This window comes from Burkholderia sola (assembly GCF_905400185.1).
Classification (GTDB): domain Bacteria; phylum Pseudomonadota; class Gammaproteobacteria; order Burkholderiales; family Burkholderiaceae; genus Burkholderia; species Burkholderia sola.
Genome location: NZ_FR989675.1, coordinates 3157123 through 3183726 on the forward strand (window position 1 = coordinate 3157123; position 26604 = coordinate 3183726).

Genomic DNA, 26604 nt, shown 5'->3' on the forward strand with positions numbered 1-26604 from the left:
GGCCTACACAAGTTCGGTGAAGTTATCAGTTAAGTGTAGGGGAGTCGCCAAGTTGGTCAAGGCACCGGATTTTGATTCCGGCATGCGAGGGTTCGAGTCCTTCCTCCCCTGCCAAAAATTTTCCCGCATTTCCCGCCCAAGCCTGAAGCAGGTGCACGATGAGCAGCCACAGCCATGATGGCCTGATGGTCTTTACTGGCAACGCGAATCCCGCGCTCGCCCAGGAAGTCGTCAGTATCCTTGGTATTCCCCTCGGCAAAGCGATGGTCAGCCGTTTCTCCGACGGCGAGATCCAGGTCGAGATCCAGGAAAACGTGCGCGGCAAGGACGTCTTCGTCCTGCAATCCACGTGCGCACCGGCGAACGACAATCTGATGGAACTGATGATCATGGTCGATGCGCTCAAGCGCGCATCCGCCGGCCGGATCACCGCTGCCATCCCCTACTTCGGCTATGCCCGTCAAGATCGCCGCCCGCGTTCGGCGCGCGTCGCGATCTCGGCGAAGATCGTCGCGAACATGCTGGAAATCGCCGGCGTCGAGCGGATCATCACGATGGATCTGCACGCCGACCAGATTCAGGGCTTCTTCGACATCCCGGTCGACAACATCTACGCGACGCCGATCCTGCTGGGCGACCTGCGCAAGCAGAACTATTCGGATCTGCTCGTCGTGTCGCCGGACGTCGGCGGCGTGGTGCGTGCCCGGGCGCTCGCGAAGCAGCTGAACTGCGATCTCGCGATCATCGACAAGCGTCGTCCGAAGGCGAACGTCGCCGAAGTGATGAACATCATCGGTGAAGTCGAAGGCCGCACCTGCGTGATCATGGACGACATGGTCGATACGGCCGGCACGCTGTGCAAGGCCGCCCAAGTGCTGAAGGATCGCGGCGCGAAGCAGGTTTTTGCCTACGCGACGCATCCGGTGCTGTCGGGCGGCGCCGCAGATCGCATCGCCGCATCGGCACTCGACGAGCTGGTCGTCACCGATACGATCCCGCTGTCGGCCGAATCGCTGGCATGCTCGAAGATCCGCTCGCTGACGAGCGCGAGCCTGCTGGCCGAGACGTTCTCGCGGATTCGCCGCGGCGATTCGGTGATGTCGCTGTTCGCGGAATCCTGATCGCGAATCGACGGAACAAAGCATGCGCGGAAAGCGAAGCGGCAACGCTTCGCTTTTTGCACAATCGGACGGGATAGACGAAACCCCGGCCGTTTCATCGGGGGCCGCTTGATGGCCCCGTTTTACTGCCTGGTCGCGGGCAGCACATGGAGAATCACATGAAAGTCGTCGCTTTCGAGCGCCAACAGCAAGGTACGGGTGCGAGCCGCCGCCTGCGCAACGCCGGTAAGACCACGGGTATCGTCTACGGTGGCGAAGCAGCCCCGCAAAAGATCGAACTGGATCACAACGCGCTGTGGCATGCACTGAAGAAGGAAGCCTTCCACTCGTCGATCCTCGACCTGGAAGTCGCTGGCCAGTCGCAACAGGTTCTGCTGCGCGACGTGCAATATCACCCGTTCAAGCAACTCGTGCTGCACGTGGACTTCCAACGCGTCGACGCGAAGAAGAAGCTGCACACGAAGGCACCGCTGCACTTCCTGAACGCAGAAGTCAGCCCGGCCGTGAAGCTGTCGAGCGCGATCGTTTCGCACGTCGCGACGGAAATCGAAATCGAGTGCCTGCCGGCTGACCTGCCGGAGTTCCTCGAAGTCGACCTGTCGAAGATCGAAGCCGGTCAATCGCTGCACGCGAAGGACATCGCGCTGCCGAAGGGCGTCGCGCTGGTCGCGCACGTCGACGCGGAAAACCCGGTCATCGCTTCGGCGACGGTCCCGGCGGGTGCCGTGTCGGACGCAGCAGAAGGCGAAACGCCGGCTGCCTAAGCGGCTGCCTGCACGCCCCATCGATCCGTTTCACGAAACGGTCGACGCAACCCGCCGCGGCTTGCCCGGCGGGTTTTTCTTTTTTTGCGCCCAGGCGGCGGCCGCCGCCTTCGAAACGTCATGATCAAACTGATCGTCGGCCTCGGCAATCCCGGGGCGGAATACACCGCGACGCGCCACAACGCCGGTTTCTGGCTGATCGACCAGCTCGCCCGCGAAGCCGGCACGACGCTGCGCGACGAGCGCCGCTTCCACGGCTTCTACGCGAAAGCGCGCCTGCACGGCGAGGAAGTCCATCTGCTTGAGCCGCAGACCTACATGAACCGCTCCGGCCAGTCGGTCGTCGCGCTCGCGCAATTCTTCAAGATCCTGCCCGACCAGATCCTCGTCGCGCACGACGAACTCGACCTGCCGCCCGGCACCGTGAAGCTGAAGCTCGGCGGCGGCAGCGGCGGCCACAACGGCCTGAAGGACATCACCGCGCACCTGTCGTCGCAGCAATACTGGCGGCTGCGGATCGGCATCGGCCATCCGCGCGACCTGATTCCGGAAAGCGCGCGCGCCGGCGCGAAGCCCGACGTCGCGAACTTCGTGCTGAAACCGCCGCGCCGCGACGAGCAGGACGTGATCGACGCATCGATCGAACGCGCGCTCGCCGTGATGCCGATGGTCGTCAAGGGCGAACTCGATCGCGCGACGATGCAGCTGCATCGCAACTGACCGCACCGCGCACCGGCCCGGTGCATCGGCCGTCCGACGCAATCCGGCGGCCTCGCCTGCCCCACCGCGACGCGCACATGCGGTAATCTGGACGTTTTGCCCGACAGGAGCCAAGCGGTGAGCCGTTACTGGAGCGACGTCGTTCAGCAACTCGTGCCTTACGTGCCGGGCGAACAGCCCGCGCTCGCGCACCCCGTCAAGCTGAACACCAACGAGAATCCCTATCCGCCGTCGCCGCGCGTCGTCGCGGCGATCGCACGCGAACTCGGCGACACCGGCGATACGCTGCGCCGCTATCCCGACCCGGTCGCACGCGCGCTGCGCGAGACGGTCGCGGCCCATCACCGCATCCAGCCCGACCAGGTGTTCGTCGGCAACGGCTCCGACGAGGTGCTCGCGCACGCGTTCCAGGCGCTGCTCAAGCACGACCGGCCGCTGCGCTTTCCCGACATCACGTACAGCTTCTATCCGACCTACGCGCGCCTGTACGGCGTCGAGACCACGGTCGTGCCGCTCGCGGACGATTTCTCGATCCGCGTCGACGACTATCTCGACGACGCCGGCGGCGTGCTGTTTCCGAACCCGAATGCGCCGACTGGGCGCGCGCTGCCGCTCGCGGACGTCGAGCGAATCGCGGCCGCGAACCCGTCGTCGGTCGTCGTGATCGACGAAGCGTACGTCGATTTCGGCGCGCAGTCGGCGATTACGCTGATCGACCGCCACCCGAACCTGCTCGTCGTGCATACGACGTCGAAGGCGCGCTCGCTCGCGGGCATGCGCGTCGGCTTCGCGTTCGGCGATGCGGCGCTGATCGACGCGCTGAACCGCGTGAAGGACAGCTTCAACTCGTATCCGCTCGACCGGCTCGCGCAAGTCGCCGCGCAGGCCGCGTACGAAGACACCGACCATTTCAACGCGACTTGCCGGCGCGTGATCGACAGCCGCGCGCGGCTCACGCATGCGCTCGACGCGCTCGGCTTCGAGATCGTGCCGTCGGCCGCGAATTTCGTGTTCGCGCGCCATCCGGCGCACGACGGGGGCGCGATCGCGGCGAAGCTGAAGGAACGGGAAATTTTCGTGCGGCACTTCCGGCTGCCGCGGATCGACCAGCATCTGCGCATCACCGTCGGCACCGACGCCGAATGCGATGCGCTCGTCGCCGCGCTGCGCGAGCTGCTGGGCTGACACGGAAGAACCGGCGCCGGGCGGCGTCGATCTGAAAGCGCGACGCGCGCTCGCCAATCGGCGTGCGTGCGTCAGCGCAGGGTCACGCCGCGTCGTCGCCCTTCACGGCGATCAACGCGTGGTACTTCTCCATCAATTGCGCGTGCGACTCGTCATGCTGCGGATCGCGCGGAATGCATTCGACCGGACACACCTGCTGGCACTGCGGTTCGTCGAAATGGCCGACGCACTCGGTGCACTTGTTCGGGTCGATCACGTAGATATCCGGGCCCATCGAAATCGCGCCGTTCGGGCACTCGGGCTCGCACACGTCGCAATTGATGCACTCGTCGGTAATCATCAAAGCCATACTGATCTCACTTCTTCAGGCCGGCGGCCGGCTTCGCAACGAAACCGGCCGGCGCCGCGTCACGCGGCAGGGCCTCCCATCGCCGTGACTTTCTCGGTCAGCCACTTCTCGACGGACGGAAACACGAATTTGCTGACATCGCCGCCCAATTGCGCGATTTCGCGCACGATCGTCCCCGAGATGAACTGGTACTGGTCGGACGGCGTCATGAACATCGTCTCGACGTCGGGCAGCAGGTAGCGGTTCATCCCCGCCATCTGGAACTCGTATTCGAAATCGGACACGGCGCGCAGGCCGCGCACGATCACGCGCGCGTTGTTGATGCGGACGAAATCCTTCAGGAGGCCGGTGAAACTCATCACCTTCACGTTCGGATAATGGCCGAGCACCTCGTTCGCAATCGTCAGACGTTCTTCGAGCGAGAAAAACGGTTTCTTCGCGCGGCTGTCGGCAACGCCCACCACCAGCGTATCAAAAATGCTCGACGCACGCCGCACGAGGTCTTCGTGCCCGCGCGTCAGCGGATCGAACGTACCGGGATACACGGCGACTACCATGTCGCTCCTCCTGTCATCACGCAAACGGGATGGCAGCCGTGCGATGCACGCGCCGCTGCCGAGATGGGCATGCGTCGCCTTTGCGGCGCGCCGCCTCGTATGGAACGCGCATTATTCATCATTTTCGCGCCGCAGCAAATGATAGTGAACCGCACCGGCCTTGCCGTGCTTCACCACCTGCCAGCCCGCGAGCGCGTCGTGCGCGGCCGGGTCGAGTTCCGCCCCCGTTTCGACGTACAGCGCGCCGCCCGCCGCGACGAGCGGCGCCGCGAGCACGATCGCGCGCTCGAGCGCGGCCAGGTCGTCGAACGGCGGATCGAGGAACACCACGTCGAACGCGCCCGGCGTGAGCCCGGCCGCGAGCCGCAGCGCATCGGCTTCGGCGATCTCGACCGACCGGGCGCCGAGCTTGTCCTTGATCGCACGCAGTTGCTGCGCGGCGCGCGGATGGCGCTCGACCATCACGACGCTCGCCGCGCCGCGCGACGCGGCCTCGAAGCCGAGCGCGCCGGTGCCCGCGAACAGGTCGAGACAGCGCCAACCGTCGAGATCCTGGCCGAGCCAGTTGAACAGCGTCTCGCGTACGCGATCGGGCGTCGGGCGCAGGCCGTCGAGATCGAGCACCGCGAGCGGCGTGCGTTTCCAGTCGCCGCCGATGATGCGGACCGCGTGCGGCTTGCCGCGACTGGAAGGGGCCGCGGGGCGGCCGGAAGAGGAACGGGACATACGGGATATCGACAACGGAGGGACCGGGCGCGCGCGAGGGGCGCCGCCAAACAGGCGCACGTTACCACAGCGGCGACGCGCACTGACGCGAGCGCCGCGCCGCACTGATAAAATGCACGGTTTCGGCCGCCGAGCGCCGCGCCCGCGCGAACGCAGAACGGCCCGTCCGGCGCCCCGCCCTCGGCGGCGGCCCGCCCTCTTCCCGACGCCAGACCATGTTCAGTTTCTTCAAACGATTCAAGAAAACGCAGGAGCCCGATCCGGCGGAATCGCAATCGGCCGACGCGCAGCAAGCGGACGAAGCGTCCGACGCCGACGCGCCCGCGCCGGAGGCGCCGCCCGCGGCCGACGTGCCGCAGGCGAGCGCGCAAGCGGCCGCGCCGGCCGTCGTGGTGACGGTCACGCCGACCAACGACGGCCGCGACGAAGTGGTCGAGACGGTCGAGATCGTCCCGCCGCCGCTGCAGGACGCGTCCGCGAAGAAGTCGTGGCTCGCGCGCCTGAAAACGGGGCTCGCGAAGACGGGCTCGAGCATCACCGGCGTCTTCGTCAACACGAAGATCGACGAGGACCTGTACGAGGAGCTCGAAACCGCGCTGCTGATGTCCGACGCGGGCGTCGACGCGACCGAGTACCTGCTCGACGCGCTGCGCGAGAAGGTGCGCGCGGGCCGGCTGACCGATCCGCAGCAGGTGAAGGATGCGCTGCACGACCTGCTCGTCGAACTGCTGACGCCGCTCGAGAAATCGCTGATGCTCGGCCGCGCGCAGCCGCTCGTAATGATGATCGCCGGCGTGAACGGCGCGGGCAAGACGACCAGCATCGGCAAGCTCGCGAAGCATCTGCAGAGCTTTGACCAGTCGGTGCTGCTGGCCGCCGGCGACACGTTCCGCGCGGCCGCGCGCGAGCAGCTGGCGGTCTGGGGCGAGCGCAACAACGTGACGGTCGTGCAGCAGGAAAGCGGCGATCCGGCCGCGGTGATCTTCGATGCGGTCAGCGCCGCGCGCGCGCGCAAGATCGACGTGATGATGGCCGACACGGCCGGCCGCCTGCCGACGCAGCTGCACCTGATGGAAGAGCTGAAGAAGGTGAAGCGCGTGATCGCGAAGGCGCACGACGGCGCGCCGCACGAGGTGCTGCTGGTGATCGACGCGAACACCGGCCAGAACGCGCTCACGCAGGTGAAGGCATTCGACGACGCGCTGGGCCTGACCGGCCTGATCGTCACGAAGCTCGACGGCACCGCGAAGGGCGGGATTCTCGCCGCGATCGCGCGGCAACGGCCGGTGCCCGTCTACTTCATCGGCGTCGGCGAGAAGGTCGAGGACCTGCAGCCGTTCAGCGCGGTGGAATTCGCGGACGCGCTGCTCGGCTGAACGCCGCCGGCTCGCATCGCACGGGGCGCCTTCGGGCGCCCTTTTTCATGCGCGCCCGATCCTGCTCGCCGCGGGGCCGCCACACTCGTTCGGCGCTTATTCGGCGTCGGGCTGCACGCCCGGCTCGGCGGCCTTGAATGCATCGAGCGTCGCCGCATGGTCGGCGATCCGGTGGATCGTCGGGAAACGCGTGGTGTCGATCGCAAAGCGGTTCGCGTTGAACACCTGCGGCACGAGGCACACGTCGGCGAGCGTCGGCGTGTCGCCGAAGCACAGCTTGCCGGTGCGCGGATCGTTCGCGAGACGCGCCTCGAGCGTGTCGAAGCCCGCCTCGATCCAGTGCCGGTACCACGCGTTCTTTGCGTCTTCGGGCACATTCAGCGTGTGCTTCAGGTACTTGAGCACGCGCAGGTTGTTGAGCGGGTGGATTTCGCACGCGATCTGCAGCGCCACCGACCGCACGTACGCGCGATCGACCGGCTGCTTCGGCAGCAACGCCGGCTCGGGATGGGTTTCGTCGAGATATTCGATGATCGCGAGCGACTGCTGCAGCGTCGCGTCGCCATCGACCAGCGTCGGCACGACCCCATCCGGATTCAGCGCGCGGTATGCGTCCTTCAGTTGCTCCCCGCCGTCGCGCAGCATGTGCACGGGCGCATAGTCGAACGGCAGCCGCTTCAGGTTCAGGGCGATCCGCACGCGGTACGACGCGGAACTGCGGAAATAGCTGTAGAGCTTCATGGGATGTCTCTCTTTTGGTCGTATTCGGCCGGCGGCGGCACGGGCGCGGCGCAGCGGGTGCGTACGCCGCCGGGAACCAGAGTGTAGCGCGGCACGGTGCGCAGCCGCGCCCGTGCGATACTCGGGGCATTCCTCACCGCTCACCGCGCGGCCCGATGCCGGCCGCCCGCCCCACGTTCCGATGACCGCTTCCCACGATCCCGCCGCCGCTCCGTTCCCTTGCGCCCGCTTCATCAAGGAAATCGGCCGCGGCCCCAACGGCGCGCGCGCCCTGTCCGCCGAAGACACGTTCGAGCTTTATCGCGCGATGCTCGATGCGCGCGTGTCGGACGTCGAACTCGGCGCGATCCTGATCGCCTATCGGCTGAAAGGCGAATCCGCCGACGAACTGGCCGCGATGCTCGCCGCCGCGCAAGCGTCGTTCGAGCCCGTGCACGTACAGGACGCCGCGTTCCGCCCGGTGTCGATCCCGAGCTACAACGGCGCGCGCAAGCAGCCGAATCTCGTGCCGCTGCTCGCGCTGCTGCTCGCGCGCGAAGGCGTACCGGTGCTGGTGCACGGGGTGGAGCGCGATCCGGGCCGCGTGACGAGCGCCGAGATCTTCTCGGCGCTGTCGCTCGCGCCGTCGACGTCGCACGATGCGATCGAGGACACGCTCGCCGAGCGCCGCGTCGCATTCGCGCCGATCGACGTGCTGGCGCCGCGCATCGCGCACCTGCTGTCGATGCGCGGCGTGCTCGGCGTGCGCAACTCGACGCATACGCTCGTGAAGATCCTGCAGCCGTTCGCGCCGGCCGGGCTGCGGCTCGTCAACTACACGCATCCGCCGTACCGCGATAGCCTCGCGCAGCTGTTCCGCGACCATCCGGACGCCGCGCGGGGCGGCGCGCTGCTCGCACGCGGCACCGAAGGCGAAGCGGTGGCCGACACGCGGCGCCAGGTGCAGGTCGACTGGCTGCACGACGGCGTGTGCGACACGCTGATCGACGCCGAGCGTTCGTCGACCGACGCGCCGCCCGTCGCGCTGCCCGAGTCGCGCGATGCGGCGACCACGGCCGCGTGGACGGACGCGGTGCTGCGCGGCGAGGTGCCGGTGCCCGACACGGTCGCGCGACAGGTCGCGACGATCGTGCAGATCGTCCGCGTCGCGCGCTGACGGCGCGGCGGCGACCTGCCCCTTTATCCCGACATTTGACACGCGAGCGCATCCTGGCATAGAGTGGCCGTCATGCGTTCCTTTCCGAACACCCTCCGAATTACCTCCGGCCGCCTAGCGCGGCCGCTATCGCTACGACTAGCCTAAGGCTGTCGTAGCGCCGTGTGCTGTTCGCACGGTCCTCCCAGCAGTTCCTCGCCGTACCCCTCTCGCAGTTTTTACAACCCGAAGTCGTCAGCATTCGTCCGTCCATCCGTCGGCCGATTCGCGAAGATCATCCGCATCCGCGGCGCCATCGCGCGCCGGGTGCGAGGCAGCGCCAACCGGCGCCCGTGCCGCGCGTCTTCGCTCGCGACTTGAGACCCGAGGTCCAGAAGATGATGCGCAATCCGCAAGACAAGTACCGTCCGTTCGAGCCCGTCCGCCTCAATGGCCGCCGCTGGCCGGCCCGCACCATCGAGCGTGCGCCCGTGTGGATGAGCACCGACCTGCGCGACGGCAACCAGTCGCTGATCGAGCCGATGAGCATCGAGCAGAAGCTCGAGTTCTTCGACATGCTGGTCGCGATCGGTTTCAAGGAGATCGAAGTCGGTTTTCCGTCGGCGTCGCAAACCGACTTCGATTTCGTCCGCAAGCTGATCGACGACAAGCGGATTCCCGACGACGTGACGATCGAAGTGCTCGTGCAGTCGCGCGAAGACCTGATCGCGCGCACGTTCGATGCGCTCGAAGGCGTGCCGCGCGCGATCGTGCACCTGTACAACGCGGTCTGCCCGTCGTTCCGCCGCATCGTGTTCGGGATGTCGAAGGACGACGTGAAGGCGCTCGCGATCGACGGCACGCGCATCATCAAGGCACACGCGGCCGCGCGCCCCGATACGCACTGGACCTTCCAGTACTCGCCGGAAACCTTCAGCATGGCCGAGCTGACGTTCGCGCGCGAGATCTGCGACGCGGTCGCGCAGACCTGGCGCCCGACCCGCGACCACAAGATGATCGTCAACCTGCCGGCCACCGTCGAGGCCGCGACCCCGAACGTGTTCGCCGACCAGATCGAATGGATGGACCGCAACCTCGCGTATCGCGACAGCATCGTGCTGTCCGTGCATCCGCACAACGATCGCGGCACCGCGGTCGCAGCGGCCGAACTCGCGCTGCTCGCGGGCGCCGACCGCATCGAAGGCTGCCTGTTCGGCAACGGCGAGCGCACCGGCAACGTCGATCTCGTCACGCTCGCGCTGAACCTCTACACGCAAGGCATCGACCCGGGCCTCGACTTCTCCGACATCGACGCGGTGCGCCGCGTCGTCGAGCGCTGCAACCAGATTCCCGTGCATCCGCGCCATCCGTACGCGGGCGACCTCGTGTTCACCGCGTTCTCGGGCTCGCACCAGGACGCGATCCGCAAGGGCTTCGCGCAGCAGCGCCCCGACGCGATCTGGGAAGTGCCGTACCTGCCGATCGACCCGGCGGATCTCGGCCGCAGCTATGACGCGGTGATCCGCGTGAACAGCCAGTCCGGCAAGGGCGGCGCGACGTTCCTGCTCGAACGCGGAATGGGTTTCACGCCGACGCGCCGCGTCCAGATCGAGTTCAGCCACGCGGTGCAGACGCTCGCCGACGCCTCGGGCGAGGAAGTGACGGGCGACGCGATCTGCGCGCTGTTCGCGCGCGAATTCTTCGAGACCGACGGCCCGGCCGCGCGCCACGGCAGCGGCGCGCGCTGGCAAAACCGCGAGATCGCGGTGGCGCCCGCCGCCGATGCGACACCCGACGACGCCGCGCGACATTTCGCCGCGGCATTGGCAGGGGCCGCTGGCGCCGCGATCGACGTCGCGTCGTGCGAGCACACGCGCACCGCGGACGGCCGGATCGCGGTATCGGTCGGCTGCCGGGTCGGCGACGCGCCGCTGCGGCATGGGGTCGGCGTGCACGCCGACGCGGCGGTCGCGGCGCTCGATGCGGTCGTCAGCGCGATCAACCGCTCGGCATGGCACTGCGCGGACCACCGCGCGGCGGCCTGACCGCTCAGGGTTGAAACGTCAGCGAGCGGTGCGTGACCGCCCGTGCGCCGCGCGATCCGCGCCGCACGAGACAGCAAAAAGCGGCTCAGAAGGCCGCTTCGGTCGGGACATGAAAACGAGCGCCACCCGCGCTCACGTCTCGGTCGCGCACCGCGTCGCCTGCCATGCGAGCAACCGCCACTGCCCGTGCTCGTGCGTGTGCACGGCCGTGTAGGCGATCGGAAACACGAGGCCGCCGTTGTTCGTTTCCATCTCGATCAACGCGCGCCCGGTCACGACGCAGGTGGCATCGCCGACGGGCAGCAGGTCCTGCGACTGGATCTCGATCTGACGATAGCGGCGGCGGCCGGCGACGATGGCGTCGATGAATTGCTGCTTGGTTTCGCGTTTGCCGTTGGTGTGCACGAAGAACACCTTGTCCGACAATTGCGCGTCGAGCGCCTCGCCGTCCCCGTCGACCATCGCCCGGAACCGATCGCGCTCGAGCGCGCGAATCGCATCGACCACCTTCGCCATCGCCTGACTCCTCGGCAACGCGCCCGCCGTGCGCCGGCGTGCGGATCAGAAGTTGTACTGCACGTAGAACTGGTGGAAATTTATACCAGGATTCGGCTCTTTGATACCCGCGTTAGACACATGTTGGAAACGGTAACCCACCTGATACTGTTGCCGTTCGCCGAACTGCGCGCCGACGCCGACGACGTCCGCGAACTGGAACGATGTCGACAGCGACAGATTGTTCGAGATCGTCGGATGCGTGAGGAACCGGATGCCGGCGCCGGCTTCGACGAACGGGCGAACCTGGCCCGCGCTCTTGATGAAACGGAACATCGGCGTCGCGCCGAATTCACCGATGTTGGCATGCACGTTGCCGCCGGTGTGCCAGTAGCCGACATGGCCTTCCATCACGAACGCGAAGTGCCAGCCGCCGATTTCCCACCAGTTCCAGCCCGGATCCCAGACCACGCCGAGATCGGCCTTGTCGATCCCGTGGCGATCGGAAAATCCGCCGCCCGCCTGGATCCCCCACCGGTCCGCGAACGCGGCGCCCGATCCGCCCAGCAGCGACGCGGCCAGCAGCGCATGCAGCGCAAGCCGGTTTCGGGGCCGGCGGTTCTTCTTATTGTTCATCTGACACTCCAACTTTATGGGTTGAATGGAGCCTTGCCGCAGCGGCCGGCCCGAGCGAACTGAATGGTATGGTAAAGGACTTTTCGGATCGGCATCGCGAAGCGAAATTGTTTGCTTCCAAAACTACAAAAATCGAAAACGTCTACTGATTACTATCGAAAACAAGCACTTACGGAACTTCGTACGACCAGCGCGGTCGCAAATTAGACTATCGACTCGAACGACTCGATAGAAAACCGGGAACTTGGATGCCCCCGTGGCCTCTAAGGAATTAGCACTCGGATTGTGGGAGTGCTAAGATGGGCTCCGGAATCTCATCCGAGACCAACGGTTTGTCCCTGATTCCAAAGGAGTTTTTAGTGAGCCACGCCCTGACCCTTCCGAACACCCTGAGCCCGACGCCGGCCAAGGCCGAATCGGCAGGCTCGTTGGCGCTCGCAGCCCAATCGATGTTGCCGGGCCAGCTCGGCAACATCGACGCGTACATCCAGGCCGTCAACCGCATTCCGCTGCTGACCGCCGAGGAGGAACGCCGGTATGCAACCGAATTCCGCGAAAACAACGACCTCGACTCGGCGCGCCGCCTCGTGCTGTCGCACCTGCGTCTCGTCGTGTCGATCGCGCGCAACTATCTCGGCTACGGCCTGCCGCACGGCGATCTGATCCAGGAAGGCAACATCGGCCTGATGAAAGCGGTGAAGCGATTCGACCCGTCGCAAAACGTGCGCCTGGTGTCGTATGCGATTCACTGGATCAAGGCCGAGATCCACGAGTACATCCTGCGCAACTGGCGCATGGTGAAGGTCGCGACGACGAAGGCGCAGCGCAAGCTGTTCTTCAACCTGCGCAGCCACAAGAAGAGCATGCAGGCGATGACGCCCGAGGAAATCGACGGCCTCGCGCAGGAGCTCAACGTCAAGCGCGAAGAAGTCACCGAGATGGAAACGCGCCTGTCGGGCGGCGACATCGCGCTCGAGGGCCAGGTGGAAGACGGCGAGGAATCGTACGCGCCGATCGCCTACCTGGCCGACTCGCACAACGAGCCGACCGCCGTGCTCGCCGCGCGCCAACGCGACATGCTGCAGACGGACGGCATCGCGCAGGCGCTCGACGCGCTCGATGCGCGCAGCCGCCGCATCATCGAGGCGCGCTGGCTGCAGGTCGACGACGACGGCTCGGGCGGCTCGACGCTGCACGATCTCGCTGCCGAATTCGGCGTGTCGGCGGAACGCATCCGCCAGATCGAGGCGAGCGCCATGAAAAAGATGCGCACCGCCCTCGCCGAATACGCGTAAATCCGCGGCGATCCAAAGCGCCTCATCGAAAACCGCTGCCCGACCGGCAGCGGTTTTTTTTCGTCCGGTTTCCGCAGCTTTTCCTCTGCTTTGCAGCCGTTTCGCTCTCCGTTTTTGCGTCGATTAATTGAACTGATTCATCAGGCATTACGCCATGTGCGGCGCCCTTCCGCATAACCTTGATCCATCTCAATTTTTACCCCCTGTTTCGCGACGGTCTGCCGCATCGCAGCACTCGGCATCGGAAAGCAGTCCTTTTAAAATTGGCATGTCAGGCGCAAAAGGATTAAAACAGCTTCACGGCCGTCATAAATCCGACGTAAAGTCGCCCCCAATCCGACGTAAATCGATTCAGGATAATCGCCTTGATCTCGATCAATAAAGAGCCTGCGCCGCCTTCGCGGCCGGCCGGCACGATCGGCTGGCGTGCGCGCATCGCCGCATGGGCACGCGGTCCCACCCTCGCCCGCGACATCACCCTGGTGCTGATCGTCAAGCTGATCCTCCTGATGTCGCTCAAATACGCATTCTTCAATCATCCGCAGGCCGAGCACATGTCGTTGCCGCCTGCCGTCGTGGCCGAGAAGCTACTCTCGGTACCGGCGCCTGCAACTACCGAGGGAGACCATCATGATAAGCAGTGAAGTCGTCGATCTGTCACGTCTACAGTTCGGCATCACGGCGCTCTACCACTTCCTGTTCGTGCCGTTGACGCTCGGCCTGTCCTGGCTGCTCGTCATCATGGAAGCCGTCTACGTGATGACCGGCAAACAGGTCTACAAGGACATGACCCAGTTCTGGGGCAAGCTGTTCGGCATCAATTTCGCAATGGGCGTGACGACCGGCATCACGCTCGAATTCCAGTTCGGCACGAACTGGTCGTACTACTCGCACTACGTCGGCGACATCTTCGGCGTGCCGCTCGCGGTCGAAGGCCTGATGGCGTTCTTCCTCGAATCGACGTTCGTCGGCCTGTTCTTCTTCGGCTGGAACCGCCTGTCGAAGGTCAAGCACCTGATCGTCACGTTCCTCGTCGCGCTGGGCTCGAACCTGTCCGCGCTGTGGATCCTCGTCGCGAACGGCTGGATGAACAATCCGGTCGGCGCCGAGTTCAACTACCAGACGATGCGCATGGAGATGACGAGCCTGTTCGACGTGCTGTTCAACCCGGTCGCGCAGGTGAAGTTCGTGCACACGGTGTCGGCCGGCTACGTGTCGGCGGCGATGTTCGTGCTCGGCGTGTCGTCGTGGTATCTGCTGAAGAAGCGCGACGTCGACTTCGCGCTGCGCTCGTTCGCGGTCGCGGCCGGCTTCGGCCTCGCGGCGACGCTGTGCGTGATCGTGCTCGGCGACGAATCGGGCTACACGACCGGCGAAGTGCAGAAGATGAAGCTCGCCGCGATCGAATCGGAATGGGAAACCCAGCCGGCGCCCGCGTCGTTCACGCTGATCGGCATTCCGAACCAGGCGGAACAGCGCACCGACTATGCGATCAAGATTCCGTACGCGCTCGGCCTGATCGCGACGCGCTCGATCGACGAACCGGTGATCGGCCTGCGCGACCTCGCGAAGCACAGCGAGGAGCACATCCAGAGCGGGATGATCGCATACGGCGCGCTGCAGAAGCTCAAGCAGGGCGACACGAGCGACGCGACCCGCGCGCTGTTCGACCAGCACAAGCAGTATCTCGGCTACGGGCTGATGCTCAAGCAGTTCACGCCGAACGTGACCGACGCGACGCCCGAGCAGATCAAGGCCGCCGCGAAGAAGACGATTCCGCCCGTCGCACCCGTGTTCTTCTCGTTCCGGATCATGGTGTTCCTCGGCTTCCTGTTCGTCGCGACGTTCGTTGCCGCGTTCTGGTTCTGCGCGCGGCGGCAGCTGCTGCAGGACAACCGCCGCTGGTTCCTGCGCTACGCGGTGTGGGCGATCCCGCTGCCGTGGATCGCGATCGAATTCGGCTGGATCGTCGCCGAGCTCGGCCGCCAGCCGTGGACGATCGCCGGCGTGCTGCCGACGCACCTGTCCGCGTCGAGCCTGCAGCCGAGCGACCTGTACCTGAGTCTCGCCGGGTTCATCCTGTTCTACACCGCGCTGTTCGTCATCGAGATCAAGCTGATGTTCAAGTACGCGCGCCTCGGCCCGTCGTCGCTGCATACCGGCCGCTATCACCACGAACTCGTCGCTGCCGGCGAGCGGGCCGCCGTCTGAGCACGCACTCGCAACGGAACAAGGAATCGCTATGGACTATGCAACTCTCAAGCTGATCTGGTGGGTGCTCGTCGGCGTGCTGCTGATCGGCTTCGCCGTCACCGACGGCTTCGACATGGGCGCGACCGCGCTGCTGCCATTCCTCGGCAAGACCGACGAGGAGCGCCGCATCATCGTCAACACGGTCGGCGCGACGTGGGAAGGCAACCAGGTGTGGCTGATCACGGCCGGCGGCGCGATGTTCGCGGCCTGGCCGCTCGTCTACGCGGCGTCGTTCTCCGGCTTCTACTTCGCGATGCTGCTCGTGCTGTTCGCGCTGTTCTTCCGGCCGGTGGGCTTCGACTATCGCAGCAAGCGGCCGGACCCGCGCTGGCGCGCGGGCTGGGACTGGGGCCTGTTCGCTGGCGGCTTCGTGCCGGCGCTCGTGTTCGGCGTCGCGTTCGGCAACCTGCTGCAGGGCGTGCCGTTCAAGTTCGACAGCGACCTGCGCGTGACCTACTACGGCGGCTTCTGGGCGCTCTTGAACCCGTTCGCGCTGCTGTGCGGGCTCGTCAGCCTCACGATGCTCGTCGCGCACGGCGCCGCGTTCATCAAGATGAAGACCGACGGCGTGATCGCGCGCCGTGCGTCGATCGCGCTGCGTGTCGCGTCGTTCCTCGCGGTCGTGCTGTTCGTGCTGGCCGGCGTGCTGGTGGCCTCGTATATCGGCGGCTTCCACATTACCCACGCCGCGCCGACGGACACCGTCGCGAACCCGCTGCTCAAGGACGTCGCCGCCGGCGCGGGCCTGTGGCTCGCGAACTACGGCGACTATCCGTGGATGATCGCCGCGCCCGTCGTCGGGATCGCGGGCGGCGTGCTCGCGCTGCTGCTCGCCGGCTCGAAGCAGGAAAAGACGGCGTTCTTCTGCACGGGCCTGATGATCGCCGGCGTGATCCTGACCGCGGGCTTCTCGATGTTCCCGTTCATCATGCCGTCGTCGCTCGACCCGCGCAGCAGCCTGACCGTGTGGGATTCGACGTCGAGCCACATGACGCTGCAGGTGATGCTGTTCGCGGTGATCGTGTTCCTCCCGATCGTGCTGATCTACACGGGCTGGGTGTATCGCGTGATGCGCGGCAAGGTCACGCACCAGATGCTCGAAGAAAACAAGCACTCGATGTATTGATGCATTGAACCGGCCGGGGCGCGCAGGCGCCCTCGCCTACCGTTTCGCAAGGAGTCTGACCATGTGGTATTTCAGCTGGATTCTCGGTATCGGCGTCGCGCTGTCGTTCGGCATCGTCAACGCGATGTGGCTCGAAGCGCGGCAGAAGACGCAGGAAGCGTCCGTGCGGGCGCGCCGCGACTGACGCACCGATGCACTGACGGGTGGCGCGCGCGGCCGATCGATCGCGCGCCGCCGTCCGGAAGAGAAAGAACCTCGCTTCGCGCGAGGTTTTTTTTCGCCCTGGCCGCGCGGGCACACGTCGTGCATCGATGCCAATTTAGCGCCAGATTGATACCACTTGAATACCAATAAAAGGTTTCATAAGATCGTTGGACACGGCCGCTGACAGGCCGATTCCTTCTGGGTGGGGGAGACATGCGATTCCCGTGTGTGGCGTGCGCCTGCGCGCCGTGTCGACGTCCGTGTTCCACGGCGCGCGCCGTCGTCGTGCTCATGCTCGTGCGCGGCCAACCGGGCGCCGCCGGCCGCGGCCGCCTCGTCGCCGCGGCGAACGTCATGGACCGCCGATGAATCCGCGCACGCCGCCGCGCCGATCCGATCGGCACGCATGCCCGCCTCCCGTTCCGTAACGCACGCCCCCGCGTGCCGATTGTGCGCGGGGCTGCCGCATCGCCCCGCGTGCTGGTATCTCCCGCAGCTCCACTGAAAGACCCGATCGCAGCGACGTCGAGTCACGGCGCCGCCACGCCCTCTTTTTCTCAGGAGTTCGAATTGAAGCGTACCTTGCCATCCCTCATTGCCGGTCTGCTGATCGCGGTGCTGTCGCCCGCTGCGATCTCGGCGCTGCCGGCGTCGGCCGCCGCCGGCGCGACCGCCGGCAGCGCGCAAGCGGCCGCCGCCCAGGCAGCCAGCCTCGCGACGCAGCTGTCGAACGGCCTCGCGTTGCGCGTCGCCGTCGACAACAACCACGCGGCCGCGGCCGGCGTGCCGTGCGCCGATCTCGGCGCAGACGGCGCGGCCTGCGCGACGGGCCGCCTGATCCTGCAAAACCGCGGCCACCAGGCGATCGCCGACGGCGGCTGGAAGCTCTACCTGCACAGCATCCGCCGCCTGCTGCGGATCGATCGCCCCGGCTTCGCGCTGCGGCGGCTCACCGGCGACCTGTACGAACTGACGCCGCAGCCGGGCTCGGTGCGGCTCGCGCCCGGCGAGCGCATCGAGCTGCCGTTCGTCGCCGAATACTGGCTGCTGCGCTACAGCGACGTGATTCCGCGCCCGTACGTCGTCGTCGACGGCGCGCCGCCGGCCGTGCTGCGCTACAACGACACCGACAACGAGCTGCGCTACGTCGAATCGCTGCCGGCCGACGCGCAGAACAACTCGACCGGCAACGCGCCGCCGGTGGCCGCACGGCCCGATCCGGCCCGCGCGCTGCCGAGCGTGAAGCGCGAATTGCCGCTGCCCGGCACGCTCGAGCTGCGCGGCGTCGAACTCGCGCTGCCGGACCTGCCTGACGCGCAGGTCGCGGCGCTGCGCGAGCGCGCGACGACCCTCGGGCTCGACGGCGCACGCGTGCCGGTGCGCGGCTTCGTCGCGCCGCGCCGGCTGCCGGCCGACCTCGCGACACCGGGCGGCTACCGGCTCGCGATCGGGCCGCGCGGCGTGCTGATCGAAGGCTACGACCGCGCGGGCCTCTACTACGGCGTGCAGACGCTCTATTCGCTCGCGCCGGCCGGCGGCGGCGCGATCCCGGCGATGCTGGTCGAGGATGCGCCGCGCTTCACGCATCGCGGGATGCACGTCGACCTCGCGCGCAACTTCAAGCAGCCGGCGACGCTGCGCCGCCTGATCGACCAGATGAGCGCGTACAAGCTCAACCGCCTGCACCTGCATCTGTCCGACGACGAAGGCTGGCGCATCGAGATTCCCGGCCTGCCCGAGCTGACCGAGATCGGCTCGCGCCGCTGTCACGACCCGGGCGAGACGCGCTGCCTGCTGCCGCAGCTCGGCTCCGGCCCCGACAACCGCTCGGGCGGCGGCTACCTGACGCGCGACGACTACGTGGCGCTCGTGCGCTACGCGGCCGCGCGCTTCGTGCAGATCATCCCCGAGATCGACATGCCCGCGCACGCCCGCGCGGCCGTCGTGACGATGGAGGCGCGCTACCGGCGGCTGCACGCGGCCGGCCGCGAGCAGGAAGCGAACGCGTATCGGCTGCTCGACCCGCAGGACACGACGAACCTGACGACGGTGCAGTTCTACGACCGGCGCAGCGACCTGAACCCGTGCGTGCCGGGCGCACTCAACTTCGCGTCTAAGGTGATCCGCGAGATCGCGGCGATGCACGCGGACGCGCAGGCGCCGCTGCAAACCTGGCACTACGGCGGCGACGAAGCGAAGAACATCTTCCTCGGCGGCGGCTTCCAGCCGCTGAACGGCACCGATCCGAACAAGGGGCGCATCGACCTGGCCGCGCAGGACAAGCCGTGGGCGCGGTCGCCCGCGTGCACGGCGCTGCTCCAGCGCGGCGAGATCAAGTCGATCGACGAGCTGCCGACGCGTTTCGCGAAACAGGTGAGCGCGGCCGTCGACGCGAACGGGATCGGCACGATGGCCGCGTGGCAGGACGGCATCAAGCACGCGAACGGGCCGCAGGATTTCAGCACGCGCCACGTGATGGTGTCGCTGTGGGACACGATCTTCTGGGGCGCGTCGGACAGCGCGCGCGACCTGAGCGGCAAGGGCTACCAGACGGTGCTCGCGCTGCCCGACTACCTGTACTTCGACTTCCCGTACACGCTCAATCCGCGCGAGCGCGGCTACTACTGGGGCTCGCACGCGACCGACGAGTACAAGGTGTTCTCGCTCGCGCCGGAGAACCTGCCGCAGAACGCCGAAGTGATGGGCGACCGCGACGGCAACGCGTTCGAGGTGACGGGCACGGGCCCGGCGCCACGCATCGAAGGCATGCAGGGCCAGGCGTGGGGCGAGGTGATGCGCAACGACACCTTCCTCGAATACATGACCTACCCGCGGCTGCTCGCGCTCGCCGAGCGCGCGTGGCACCGGGCCGACTGGGAGCTGCCGTATGCGGCCGGCGTGCGCTTCAAGCGCGGCGACACGCATCACGTCGACGTCGCCGCGCTGCAGCGCGACTGGGCCGGCTTCGCGACGCTGCTCACGCAACGCGAATTGCCGAAGCTCGAGCGCGCCGGCGTCGGCTACCGGAAGCCGACCTTCACGCTGACGAATCCGTGAACGGCTGAAGAAGGCATCTGGCGATGCGCGAGGCGGGCAAACGCATCGCGCATCGCCCGCCCCAAAAGAAAACGGCTTGCGACGCGTACGTCGCAAGCCGTTGTTCTTTTGACCACCGGCCCGGATCCGCCGCGCGGATCGCTCACACCGGCTTCACCGCATCACGCCGGTTGTGCAGCCGCCCCGCCGCCCGACGGCGGCAGGCGCGCGCCGAGCTGTTCGGCATAGCGCGCCGCCGCGTTGCCGCAGACGATGTGGAACGTGTCGAGCGACACCCATGCGACGTCGAGCGTGCCGAGACGCTCGCGATCGACCGCCGACGGATCGCGCACGACCACGCGCAGGCGCGTGGTGGCCACCGCATCGAGCGACACGACGTTGGTCGCGCCGCCGAACACCGCGAGCCAGCGGGTCGGCTCCGGATCGAGCGGGCCGGCGGCCGCGCCGGTGACGGGCTGCGCGGCGGCGGCCGGCGCCGTTGCTGCCGCGCCGGTCGCGCCGCTGCCGATCGCGGCACGCATTTCGTCGGCGATGATGTCGGCCTCGGGCCCGATGATCACCTGCACGCTGTTGCCGCCGCGCTTGAGCACGCCGCGTGCGCCGATCGACTTCAGTTCCGGCTCCGATACCTTCTCCGGATCGACGACGGTCAGGCGCAGGCGCGTCGTGCATGCGTCGACGACCGACAGGTTGGCCGCCCCGCCCAGCGCGGCGATGTAGCGTTGCGCACGCGGTGCGGCAGCCGTTGCCGCCGCGCCCGGTGCGACGAAGCCGCCCGACGCGTACGATTCCGTGGCCGCATCGGTCGATGCCGGCTCACGGCCCGGCGTGGCCATGTTGAACTTGCGGATGAAGAAGCGGAACAGCCCGTAGTACGCGACGCCGTACGCGATACCGAGCGGAATCGCGATCCAGCCCTTCGTCGACAGCCCGTAGTTCAGCACGTAGTCGATCGCGCCGGCCGAGAACGTGAAGCCGAGCTTCACGCCGAGGATCTGGCAGATCGCGAGCGACAGCCCCGTCAGCAACGCATGGATCACGTACAGCACCGGCGCGAGGAACATGAAGCTGAATTCGATCGGCTCGGTCACGCCGGTCAGGAACGACGTCAGCGCCATCGAGAACAGCAGGCCGCCGACCATCGCGCGGCGCTCCTTCGGCGCTTCGTGCAGCATCGCGAGACACGCCGCCGGCAGGCCGAACATCATGATCGGGAAGAAGCCGGCCATGAAGGTGCCCGCGGTCGGGTCGCCCGCGAAGAAGCGGTGCAGGTCGCCGTGCACGATCTCGCCGCCGGCCGGCGGCGTGAAGTTGCCGAACACGAACCATGCGAGCGAGTTGATGATGTGGTGCAGGCCGGTGACGAGCAGCAGGCGGTTCAGGAAGCCGAACACGAACGCACCGATCGCGCCCGCCGTCGTCAGCCACTGGCCGGCCGCGTCGATCGCATGCTGGACCGGCTGCCACACGTACCCGAATACGATCCCGAGTACCACGCACACCAGCCCCGTGATGATCGGCACGAACCGCTTGCCGCCGAAGAACGCGAGGTAGTCCGGCAGCTTGATGTCTTTATAGCGGTTGTACAGCAGGCCCGCGACGACACCCGCGATGATCCCGGACAGCACGCCCATGTTCAGCTTGGGATCGATGTCCTTCATGATCGCGGTTTCGATCAGGTAACCGATCGCGCCCGCGAGCGCCGCCACGCCGTTGTTGTCCTTCGCGAAGCCGACCGCCACGCCGATCGCGAACAACAGCGGCAGGTTGTCGAAGATCGCGCCGCCGGCGTCGGCGATCATCTTGATGTTGAACACGTCCGGCTGGCCGAGCCGCAGCAGGATGCCGGCGACCGGCAATACCGCGATCGGCAGCATCAGCGCGCGGCCTAGACCCTGTATTTTCAGAAACGGATTCCCGTTCATTCAGTCCTCCAATCCTTGTCTCGTCATGAATCGTCGTTGAGGTGATTGCTTTGGTAGTGATACGGGTCGCGCGCCTGCCGCCGACGTTCAGTCGAGCGGCCAGACCTCGCGGCTTGCTGCCCTTACCGCCTGTGCCGAATCGAGCGCGAGCAGATCCTGCGCGCGCTGACGGCACAACTGGTAATCGAGACGGCGCACACGCGCCTTGATGCCCGGCACCGACACCGGATCGACCGACAGTTCGGTCACGCCGAGGCCCACCAGGACCGGCACCGCGAGCGGATCGCCGCCGAGCGCGCCGCATACGCCGACCCACTTGCCGTGCTTTTCCGCGCCGCGCACCGCGATGTCGATCAGGCGCAGCACGGCCGGATGCAGGCCGTCGGACTGCGCGGCGAGATCGGCCTGGCAGCGGTCCATCGCGAGCGTGTATTGCGTGAGGTCGTTAGTGCCGATCGACAGGAAATCCGCGTGCTGCGCGAGCTGGTCGGCCAGCAGCGCGGCCGACGGCACCTCGATCATCACGCCGACCTCGATCGGCTCGGTGCGGCCCTGCGCGCGCGCGAATTCGTCGATGCGCTTTTTCAGCCGCACGAGTTCGCCTGCGTCGGTCACCATCGGCAGCAGGATGCGCACCGCGCCGAACGGCTTCACCGCGAGCAGGCCCTGCAACTGATCGTCGAGCAGATCGGGGCGCACCTGCGCGAGACGGATGCCGCGCAGGCCGAGCGCCGGGTTCGGTTCGGGCGGCAGCGTCAGGTAGTCGACTTCCTTGTCCGCGCCGACGTCGAGCGTGCGGATGATCGCCGTGCGGCCCTGCAACGCGTCGACGATCGACTGGTAGCTCTGCTGGTGCTCGACCGCCGTCGGCGCGGCCTGACGATGGATGAACATCAGTTCGGTGCGCAGCAGGCCGACCGCGTCCGCGCCGTTGTCGACCGCGGTGTTCGCGTCGTCGAGCGTCGCGATGTTCGCGGCGACCTCGATCGCGCGGCCGTCGACCGTCGCGGCCGCCACACCTGCCAGTTGCCGGTTCGCGTCGCGCACGCCGTCCAGGCGCTGGCGTTCGTGCCGCGCGCGCTCGACGTCGAGCGCGGTCGGCGCGTGTTCGAGCCGGCCCGAGCTCGCATCGACGACGACCTGCGTGCCGTCCGGAATCGCGTACAGCGCATCGCCGACCGCCACCAGCGCCGGGATGCCGAGCTGCCGCGCGATGATCGCCGCGTGCGACGTCGCGCCGCCGCGCGCCATCACGAGCGCGGTCACGCGTTCGCGATCGAGCGACGACAGGTCGGACGGCGTGAATTCGTCGGCCGCGAGCACGGCCTCGTCGGGCAGCGCGCGCGCGGCGCCGTTCGTGTGGCCGAGCGCGCGCAGCACGCGCTTCTCGATGTCGCGCAGGTCGGCCGCGCGTTCGGCGAGCAGCGCATCGTCGAGCTTCGACAGCGTGTCGATCTGCGTGCGGATCGTCGCGCGCCACGCGAAGCCCGCGCCCTTGCCGAGGCTGATCAGGTCGCGCGCCGCATCGACGAGCGTCGGATCTTCCAGCAGCACGCGATGCACCGCGAAGATGCCCGCTTCGCCGACCGCGCCGCGCGCCGATGCGTTGCGCACCGTTTCGCCGAGTTCGGCGTCGACCGCCTTCAGCGCCTGGTCGAGGCGGCGGCTTTCCGCGGCCGGCGTGCCGGTCGCCTGCTCGGTCGGCACGATGTCCGCATCGTCGAGACGCACCAGCGTGCCGACCGCGATGCCGGGCGCGGCGCACACGCCGGCGAGCGTGTTCGGGTCAATGGGCGCGCCATCGCGCGGCGCGCCGGCGTGGCGTGCGACCGTCTGCGGCGCGGGCGACTTCAGCCGCGCCGGCTTTTCCTCCACTTCGCCGTGCGCTTCGCGCAGCAGCTCGCGCTCGACCGCATCGACGGCCTGCTGCGCGTGCGCGCCGCGGCCGACCAGCTCGACCGTCGCGCCTTCGCCAGCGCCGAGACCGAGCAGGCCGACGACGCTCGCGATCGACGCCTTGCGGCCGTCGAACAGCACGTCGACGCTCGCGTCGAGCCCGCGCGCGGCTTCCCGCGCCCGTGCGGCCGGCCGCGCATGCAGGCCGCCCGGCTGCGCGAGCACGATTTCGCGGCGCACTTCGTTGTGCGCGGCCGCGCCGGCCTGCGCCGCCTGCGCGGCGGCTTCGCCCTTGCCGCGCAGCGCGAGCAACGGCGTCTCGCCGGCCGTCGCGAAACCGCTCGCGCGATCGACGACCTCGAACGCGTCGGAATTCGCGATCGCGATCACCGACACCAGCGAATGCGCGTTTCGCGCGACCGCGTCCTGGTCGAACTCGATCAACAACGCGCCCGCTTCGACGCGCGCGCCGGCTTCGACGTGCGCGACGAAGCCCTGCCCGTTCAGCTCGACGGTGTCGATGCCGATGTGCAGCAGCACTTCCGCGCCTTGCGGCGTCGTGATCGTCACCGCGTGGCCGGTGCGTGCGAGATGCGACACGACGCCCGCGCACGGCGCGACGAGCCGGCCTTCGAGCGGGTCGATGCCGATGCCGTCGCCGAACATCCCGCCGGAGAACACCGGATCGGGCACGTCGGCCAGCGGAACGATCGGCCCCGTCAACGGGCTAAGCAGGACGATCTGATCGGGGTTAGGGCTCTTCAACTGGGATTCCTCGGCGCGTCTCATCGGCTTTCTCGACTGTCAGTGCGTTTCGGTGACTTTATTCAGGTGGCGCGGCGTGTCGGGATTGCGGCCGCGCGCGACGGCCAGATCCGCCGCCATCACGTAGAACGAAAGAATGGCGGCGATCGGGTCGAGCGCCGAATGGGCCGACTGCGCGAGCGACAGCACGGTGCCCTTTGCGTCGGATGTGCCGGGCGTGCCGGCTGGCGCCGCGAGCAGCACGGCGGCGCCGCGTGCGCGCATGTCCGCGGCAAGCTGCAGCAGGCCGGCCTGCTCGGGCCCCGGCGGCGCGAACACGAGCAGCGGATAGTCGCGATCGATCAGCTCCATCGGGCCGTGGCGGACTTCGGCGCTCGAGAATGCCTCGGCCTGGATGCCGGAGGTTTCCTTCAGCTTCAGCGCGGCTTCCTGCGCGATCGCGAGGCCGAGGCCGCGACCGATCACGATCATCCGCTCGACCCCCGCGAGCGCGGCGACGGCCTGCGACCAGTCGAGCCGGCCGGCTTGCGCGAGCACGTCGGGCAGGCCGCGCAATGCGGTGATCAGCGCGGCGTCGCGCTGCCAGTACGCGACGATCTGCGCGGACAGCGACAGCATCGCGATATAGCTCTTCGTCGCGGCGACCGACAGTTCGGGGCCGGCCAACAGCGGCAGCTGGTGCTCGCACGCGTCGGCGAGCGGCGACGGCAGCACGTTGACGGCGGCGACGGTGCGCGCGCCGGCTTCGCGCAGCGCGGCCATCGTGTTGACGAGATCGGGGCTCTTGCCCGACTGCGAGAACGCGAGCGCGAGCTGGTCCTGCACCTTCAGCGGCGCCTGCTGCAGCGTCGCGACCGACATCGGCAGCGACGCGACCGGCACGCCGAGGCGGCTCATCGTCAGGCTCGCGAAATAGCTGGCGGCGTGATCCGAGCTGCCGCGCGCGACCGTCAGCGCGACGGCCGGCGGGTGATCGAGCAATTGGCCGGCGAGCGCTTCGACGCGCGCGGTGTCGGCGAGTTGCGCGGCGACGACCTGGGCGGACTCGCGCGCTTCCTTAAGCATATTCGACAATCGATTCTCCTTCGACGTAGGTCGCGGTGAGGTTCAGGTCGCGATCGAACACCGCGAGGTCGGCCCATGCGCCGCGCTCGAGGCGGCCGCGATCGGCGATGCCGAGGTAGTCGGCCGCGTAGCGCGACATGCGGTTCGACACGTCGGCGATCGGCAGGCCGAGCGACACGAGGTTGCGCAGCGCCTGGTCCATCGTCAGCGTGCTGCCGGCGAGCGTGCCGTCGGCGAGCCGCACGCCGCCGAGGCACTTCGTCACGTGCTGGCTGCCGAGCCGGTATTCGCCGTCGGGCATGCCGGTCGCGGACGTGCTGTCGGTCACGACGTACAGGCGCGGGATCGCGCGCAGCGCCGCACGGATCGCACCGGGGTGGACGTGCAGCAGATCGGGGATGATTTCCGCGTACTCGGCGTGCGCGAGCGCCGCGCCGACGAGGCCCGGGTTGCGGTGATGCAGCGGCGACATCGCGTTGAACAGGTGCGTGAAACCGCACGCGCCGTGCTTGAGCGCGGCGACCGCGTCGTCGTAGGTCGCGAGCGAGTGGCCGAGCTGCACGCGTACGCCGCGCGCGGCCATCTCGCCGATGATCTCGATGTGGCCGGCGATTTCCGGCGCGAGCGTGACGACGCGGATCGGCGCGATCGACAGGTACTTCAGCACCTCGTCGAGCACGGCCGACACGGCCGCGTCCGGCTGCGCGCCGAGCTTGCCGGGGTTGATGTACGGGCCTTCGAGATGCACGCCGAGCACGCGCGCGCCGCCGGGCGTGCGGGTGCGGGCGACGATGCCGAGGTTCGCGACGACCTCCATCAGTTCGTCGCGCGGCGCGGTCATCGTCGTCGCGAGCAGGCTCGTCGTGCCGAATTGCGCGTGCGTGCGAGCGATCGTTTCGATCGCATCGCCGCCTTCCATCACGTCGGCGCCGCCGCCGCCATGCACGTGCAGGTCGATGAAGCCGGGCAGGATGTAAGGCGCGTCGTTCGTCGCGGGATCGACGGGCGTGCCGTCGAGCGTGGTGATGCGGCCGTTCTCGCTATCGAGCGAACCGAGAATCCAGCCGTCGGAGGTGAGGATGTTGCCAGTCAGCATGACGTTCTCTTGATGATCGGGTGACGCGGGCATCCGCGTCGTGATTGGCCAATCCGTTGCGATTCATTGCGC

23 protein-coding genes and 1 tRNA gene are annotated in these 26604 nt (G+C 67.6%); 14 read left to right on the forward strand and 10 right to left on the reverse strand.

All coding sequences use genetic code 11. From position 1 onward, the window contains the following. The first annotated feature begins 37 nt into the window (after positions 1–37). From KR541_RS14580 to hisC, 5 genes are all read left to right on the forward strand, one after another. Positions 38–114 (forward strand) — tRNA-Gln (locus tag KR541_RS14580). A 44-nt stretch (positions 115–158) separates the two neighbouring features. Continuing rightward, positions 159–1121: a ribose-phosphate pyrophosphokinase gene (locus tag KR541_RS14585; RefSeq protein ID WP_050014861.1), complete on the forward strand. Its 963-nt coding sequence runs from the start codon at positions 159–161 to the stop codon at positions 1119–1121. Between the two features lie 158 nt (positions 1122–1279). Next, positions 1280–1885 carry a 50S ribosomal protein L25/general stress protein Ctc gene (locus KR541_RS14590; RefSeq protein ID WP_011546248.1) on the forward strand — a complete coding sequence of 202 codons (606 nt, stop codon included), beginning with the start codon at positions 1280–1282 and terminating at the stop codon, positions 1883–1885. A 120-nt stretch (positions 1886–2005) separates the two neighbouring features. Then, positions 2006–2605 carry an aminoacyl-tRNA hydrolase gene (pth, locus tag KR541_RS14595; protein WP_050014859.1) on the forward strand — a complete coding sequence of 200 codons (600 nt, stop codon included), beginning with the start codon at positions 2006–2008 and terminating at the stop codon, positions 2603–2605. 117 nt (positions 2606–2722) lie between these two features. Further along, positions 2723–3790, forward strand: a complete 1068-nt coding sequence (gene hisC / locus KR541_RS14600) for a histidinol-phosphate transaminase (protein ID WP_050014857.1) — start codon at positions 2723–2725, stop codon at positions 3788–3790. An 82-nt stretch (positions 3791–3872) separates the two neighbouring features. Here the strand turns inward: hisC and KR541_RS14605 are convergent, their stop codons facing one another. The 3 genes from KR541_RS14605 to rsmD all read right to left on the reverse strand — a co-directional run bounded on the left by KR541_RS14605 (position 3873) and on the right by rsmD (position 5422). Beyond that, positions 3873–4139: a YfhL family 4Fe-4S dicluster ferredoxin gene (locus KR541_RS14605; protein WP_213345791.1), complete on the reverse strand. Its 267-nt coding sequence runs from the start codon at positions 4137–4139 to the stop codon at positions 3873–3875. Between the two features lie 59 nt (positions 4140–4198). Next, positions 4199–4696, reverse strand: a complete 498-nt coding sequence (gene coaD, locus KR541_RS14610; protein ID WP_044847476.1) for a pantetheine-phosphate adenylyltransferase — start codon at positions 4694–4696, stop codon at positions 4199–4201. 111 nt (positions 4697–4807) lie between these two features. Next, positions 4808–5422: a 16S rRNA (guanine(966)-N(2))-methyltransferase RsmD gene (gene rsmD, locus KR541_RS14615; RefSeq protein WP_050014855.1), complete on the reverse strand. Its 615-nt coding sequence runs from the start codon at positions 5420–5422 to the stop codon at positions 4808–4810. Between the two features lie 215 nt (positions 5423–5637). Between rsmD and ftsY the strand changes: the two genes are divergently transcribed. Beyond that, positions 5638–6798, forward strand: coding sequence for a signal recognition particle-docking protein FtsY (gene ftsY, locus KR541_RS14620; protein WP_050014853.1), 1161 nt, complete (start codon positions 5638–5640; stop codon positions 6796–6798). 96 nt (positions 6799–6894) lie between these two features. On the opposite strand, the gene maiA is transcribed toward ftsY, so the two are convergent. Next, positions 6895–7539: a maleylacetoacetate isomerase gene (gene maiA, locus KR541_RS14625; RefSeq protein ID WP_050014852.1), complete on the reverse strand. Its 645-nt coding sequence runs from the start codon at positions 7537–7539 to the stop codon at positions 6895–6897. A 181-nt stretch (positions 7540–7720) separates the two neighbouring features. Between maiA and ybiB the strand changes: the two genes are divergently transcribed. Beyond that, positions 7721–8695: a DNA-binding protein YbiB gene (ybiB, locus tag KR541_RS14630; RefSeq protein WP_124593415.1), complete on the forward strand. Its 975-nt coding sequence runs from the start codon at positions 7721–7723 to the stop codon at positions 8693–8695. Between the two features lie 377 nt (positions 8696–9072). Next, on the forward strand, positions 9073–10719 hold the full coding sequence (gene leuA / locus KR541_RS14635) for a 2-isopropylmalate synthase (RefSeq protein ID WP_089488833.1): 1647 nt from the start codon (positions 9073–9075) through the stop codon (positions 10717–10719). A gap of 132 nt (positions 10720–10851) precedes the next feature. Here the strand turns inward: leuA and KR541_RS14640 are convergent, their stop codons facing one another. Then, complete coding sequence (locus KR541_RS14640) at positions 10852–11235, reverse strand: nuclear transport factor 2 family protein (RefSeq protein WP_011886076.1); 384 nt, start codon at positions 11233–11235, stop codon at positions 10852–10854. Positions 11236–11280: 45 nt separating this feature from the next. After that, complete coding sequence (locus KR541_RS14645) at positions 11281–11850, reverse strand: acyloxyacyl hydrolase (RefSeq protein ID WP_050014846.1); 570 nt, start codon at positions 11848–11850, stop codon at positions 11281–11283. A gap of 359 nt (positions 11851–12209) precedes the next feature. Between KR541_RS14645 and rpoH the strand changes: the two genes are divergently transcribed. The 6 genes from rpoH (at position 12210) to KR541_RS14675 (ending at position 19785) form a co-directional block, all read left to right on the forward strand. Beyond that, a complete protein-coding gene (rpoH, locus tag KR541_RS14650) occupies positions 12210–13145 on the forward strand; it encodes an RNA polymerase sigma factor RpoH (protein ID WP_089488834.1) in 936 nt (311 codons plus the stop codon). Between the two features lie 359 nt (positions 13146–13504). Continuing rightward, the gene (cydP, locus tag KR541_RS14655) at positions 13505–13789 is read left to right on the forward strand and encodes a cytochrome oxidase putative small subunit CydP (protein WP_176016588.1); all 285 of its coding nucleotides are present in this window, start codon (positions 13505–13507) and stop codon (positions 13787–13789) included. Beyond that, complete coding sequence (locus tag KR541_RS14660; RefSeq protein ID WP_089488835.1) at positions 13776–15356, forward strand: cytochrome ubiquinol oxidase subunit I; 1581 nt, start codon at positions 13776–13778, stop codon at positions 15354–15356. The genes cydP and KR541_RS14660 overlap by 14 nt, the downstream gene beginning before the upstream one ends. A 31-nt stretch (positions 15357–15387) precedes the next feature. Next, positions 15388–16524 (forward strand): cytochrome d ubiquinol oxidase subunit II, encoded by a 1137-nt coding sequence (cydB, locus tag KR541_RS14665; RefSeq protein ID WP_216089601.1) that lies wholly within the window; start codon positions 15388–15390, stop codon positions 16522–16524. Between the two features lie 61 nt (positions 16525–16585). Beyond that, positions 16586–16708, forward strand: coding sequence for a cytochrome bd-I oxidase subunit CydX (gene cydX / locus KR541_RS14670; protein WP_060733353.1), 123 nt, complete (start codon positions 16586–16588; stop codon positions 16706–16708). 590 nt (positions 16709–17298) lie between these two features. Continuing rightward, a complete protein-coding gene (locus tag KR541_RS14675; RefSeq protein ID WP_050014839.1) occupies positions 17299–19785 on the forward strand; it encodes a family 20 glycosylhydrolase in 2487 nt (828 codons plus the stop codon). A gap of 161 nt (positions 19786–19946) precedes the next feature. Here KR541_RS14675 and nagE read toward each other — a convergent pair whose 3' ends face one another. The 4 genes from nagE to nagA form a co-directional block, all read right to left on the reverse strand. Further along, a complete protein-coding gene (gene nagE, locus KR541_RS14680; protein ID WP_050014838.1) occupies positions 19947–21710 on the reverse strand; it encodes an N-acetylglucosamine-specific PTS transporter subunit IIBC in 1764 nt (587 codons plus the stop codon). An 87-nt stretch (positions 21711–21797) separates the two neighbouring features. After that, positions 21798–24395: a phosphoenolpyruvate--protein phosphotransferase gene (gene ptsP, locus KR541_RS14685; RefSeq protein ID WP_089488838.1), complete on the reverse strand. Its 2598-nt coding sequence runs from the start codon at positions 24393–24395 to the stop codon at positions 21798–21800. Positions 24396–24410: 15 nt separating this feature from the next. Continuing rightward, positions 24411–25436, reverse strand: coding sequence for an SIS domain-containing protein (locus KR541_RS14690; protein WP_089488839.1), 1026 nt, complete (start codon positions 25434–25436; stop codon positions 24411–24413). Next, positions 25429–26532, reverse strand: coding sequence for an N-acetylglucosamine-6-phosphate deacetylase (nagA, locus tag KR541_RS14695; RefSeq protein WP_050014925.1), 1104 nt, complete (start codon positions 26530–26532; stop codon positions 25429–25431). The genes KR541_RS14690 and nagA overlap by 8 nt, the downstream gene beginning before the upstream one ends. Positions 26533–26604 lie beyond the last annotated feature (72 nt).

What these genes read in the sequence shown, in the direction of transcription:
- KR541_RS14585 (WP_050014861.1), top strand. Translation starts at nt 159, where the DNA reads ATGAGCAGCCACAGCCATGATGGCCTGATGGTCTTTACTGGCAACGCG.
- KR541_RS14590 (WP_011546248.1), top strand. Translation starts at nt 1,280, where the DNA reads ATGAAAGTCGTCGCTTTCGAGCGCCAACAGCAAGGTACGGGTGCGAGC.
- pth (WP_050014859.1), top strand. Translation starts at nt 2,006, where the DNA reads ATGATCAAACTGATCGTCGGCCTCGGCAATCCCGGGGCGGAATACACC.
- KR541_RS14605 (WP_213345791.1), bottom strand. Translation starts at nt 4,139, where the DNA reads ATGGCTTTGATGATTACCGACGAGTGCATCAATTGCGACGTGTGCGAG.
- coaD (WP_044847476.1), bottom strand. Translation starts at nt 4,696, where the DNA reads ATGGTAGTCGCCGTGTATCCCGGTACGTTCGATCCGCTGACGCGCGGG.
- rsmD (WP_050014855.1), bottom strand. Translation starts at nt 5,422, where the DNA reads ATGTCCCGTTCCTCTTCCGGCCGCCCCGCGGCCCCTTCCAGTCGCGGC.
- ftsY (WP_050014853.1), top strand. Translation starts at nt 5,638, where the DNA reads ATGTTCAGTTTCTTCAAACGATTCAAGAAAACGCAGGAGCCCGATCCG.
- maiA (WP_050014852.1), bottom strand. Translation starts at nt 7,539, where the DNA reads ATGAAGCTCTACAGCTATTTCCGCAGTTCCGCGTCGTACCGCGTGCGG.
- ybiB (WP_124593415.1), top strand. Translation starts at nt 7,721, where the DNA reads ATGACCGCTTCCCACGATCCCGCCGCCGCTCCGTTCCCTTGCGCCCGC.
- leuA (WP_089488833.1), top strand. Translation starts at nt 9,073, where the DNA reads ATGATGCGCAATCCGCAAGACAAGTACCGTCCGTTCGAGCCCGTCCGC.
- KR541_RS14640 (WP_011886076.1), bottom strand. Translation starts at nt 11,235, where the DNA reads ATGGCGAAGGTGGTCGATGCGATTCGCGCGCTCGAGCGCGATCGGTTC.
- KR541_RS14645 (WP_050014846.1), bottom strand. Translation starts at nt 11,850, where the DNA reads ATGAACAATAAGAAGAACCGCCGGCCCCGAAACCGGCTTGCGCTGCAT.
- KR541_RS14660 (WP_089488835.1), top strand. Translation starts at nt 13,776, where the DNA reads ATGATAAGCAGTGAAGTCGTCGATCTGTCACGTCTACAGTTCGGCATC.
- cydB (WP_216089601.1), top strand. Translation starts at nt 15,388, where the DNA reads ATGGACTATGCAACTCTCAAGCTGATCTGGTGGGTGCTCGTCGGCGTG.
- cydX (WP_060733353.1), top strand. Translation starts at nt 16,586, where the DNA reads ATGTGGTATTTCAGCTGGATTCTCGGTATCGGCGTCGCGCTGTCGTTC.
- nagE (WP_050014838.1), bottom strand. Translation starts at nt 21,710, where the DNA reads ATGAACGGGAATCCGTTTCTGAAAATACAGGGTCTAGGCCGCGCGCTG.
- ptsP (WP_089488838.1), bottom strand. Translation starts at nt 24,395, where the DNA reads ATGAGACGCGCCGAGGAATCCCAGTTGAAGAGCCCTAACCCCGATCAG.
- KR541_RS14690 (WP_089488839.1), bottom strand. Translation starts at nt 25,436, where the DNA reads ATGCTTAAGGAAGCGCGCGAGTCCGCCCAGGTCGTCGCCGCGCAACTC.
- nagA (WP_050014925.1), bottom strand. Translation starts at nt 26,532, where the DNA reads ATGCTGACTGGCAACATCCTCACCTCCGACGGCTGGATTCTCGGTTCG.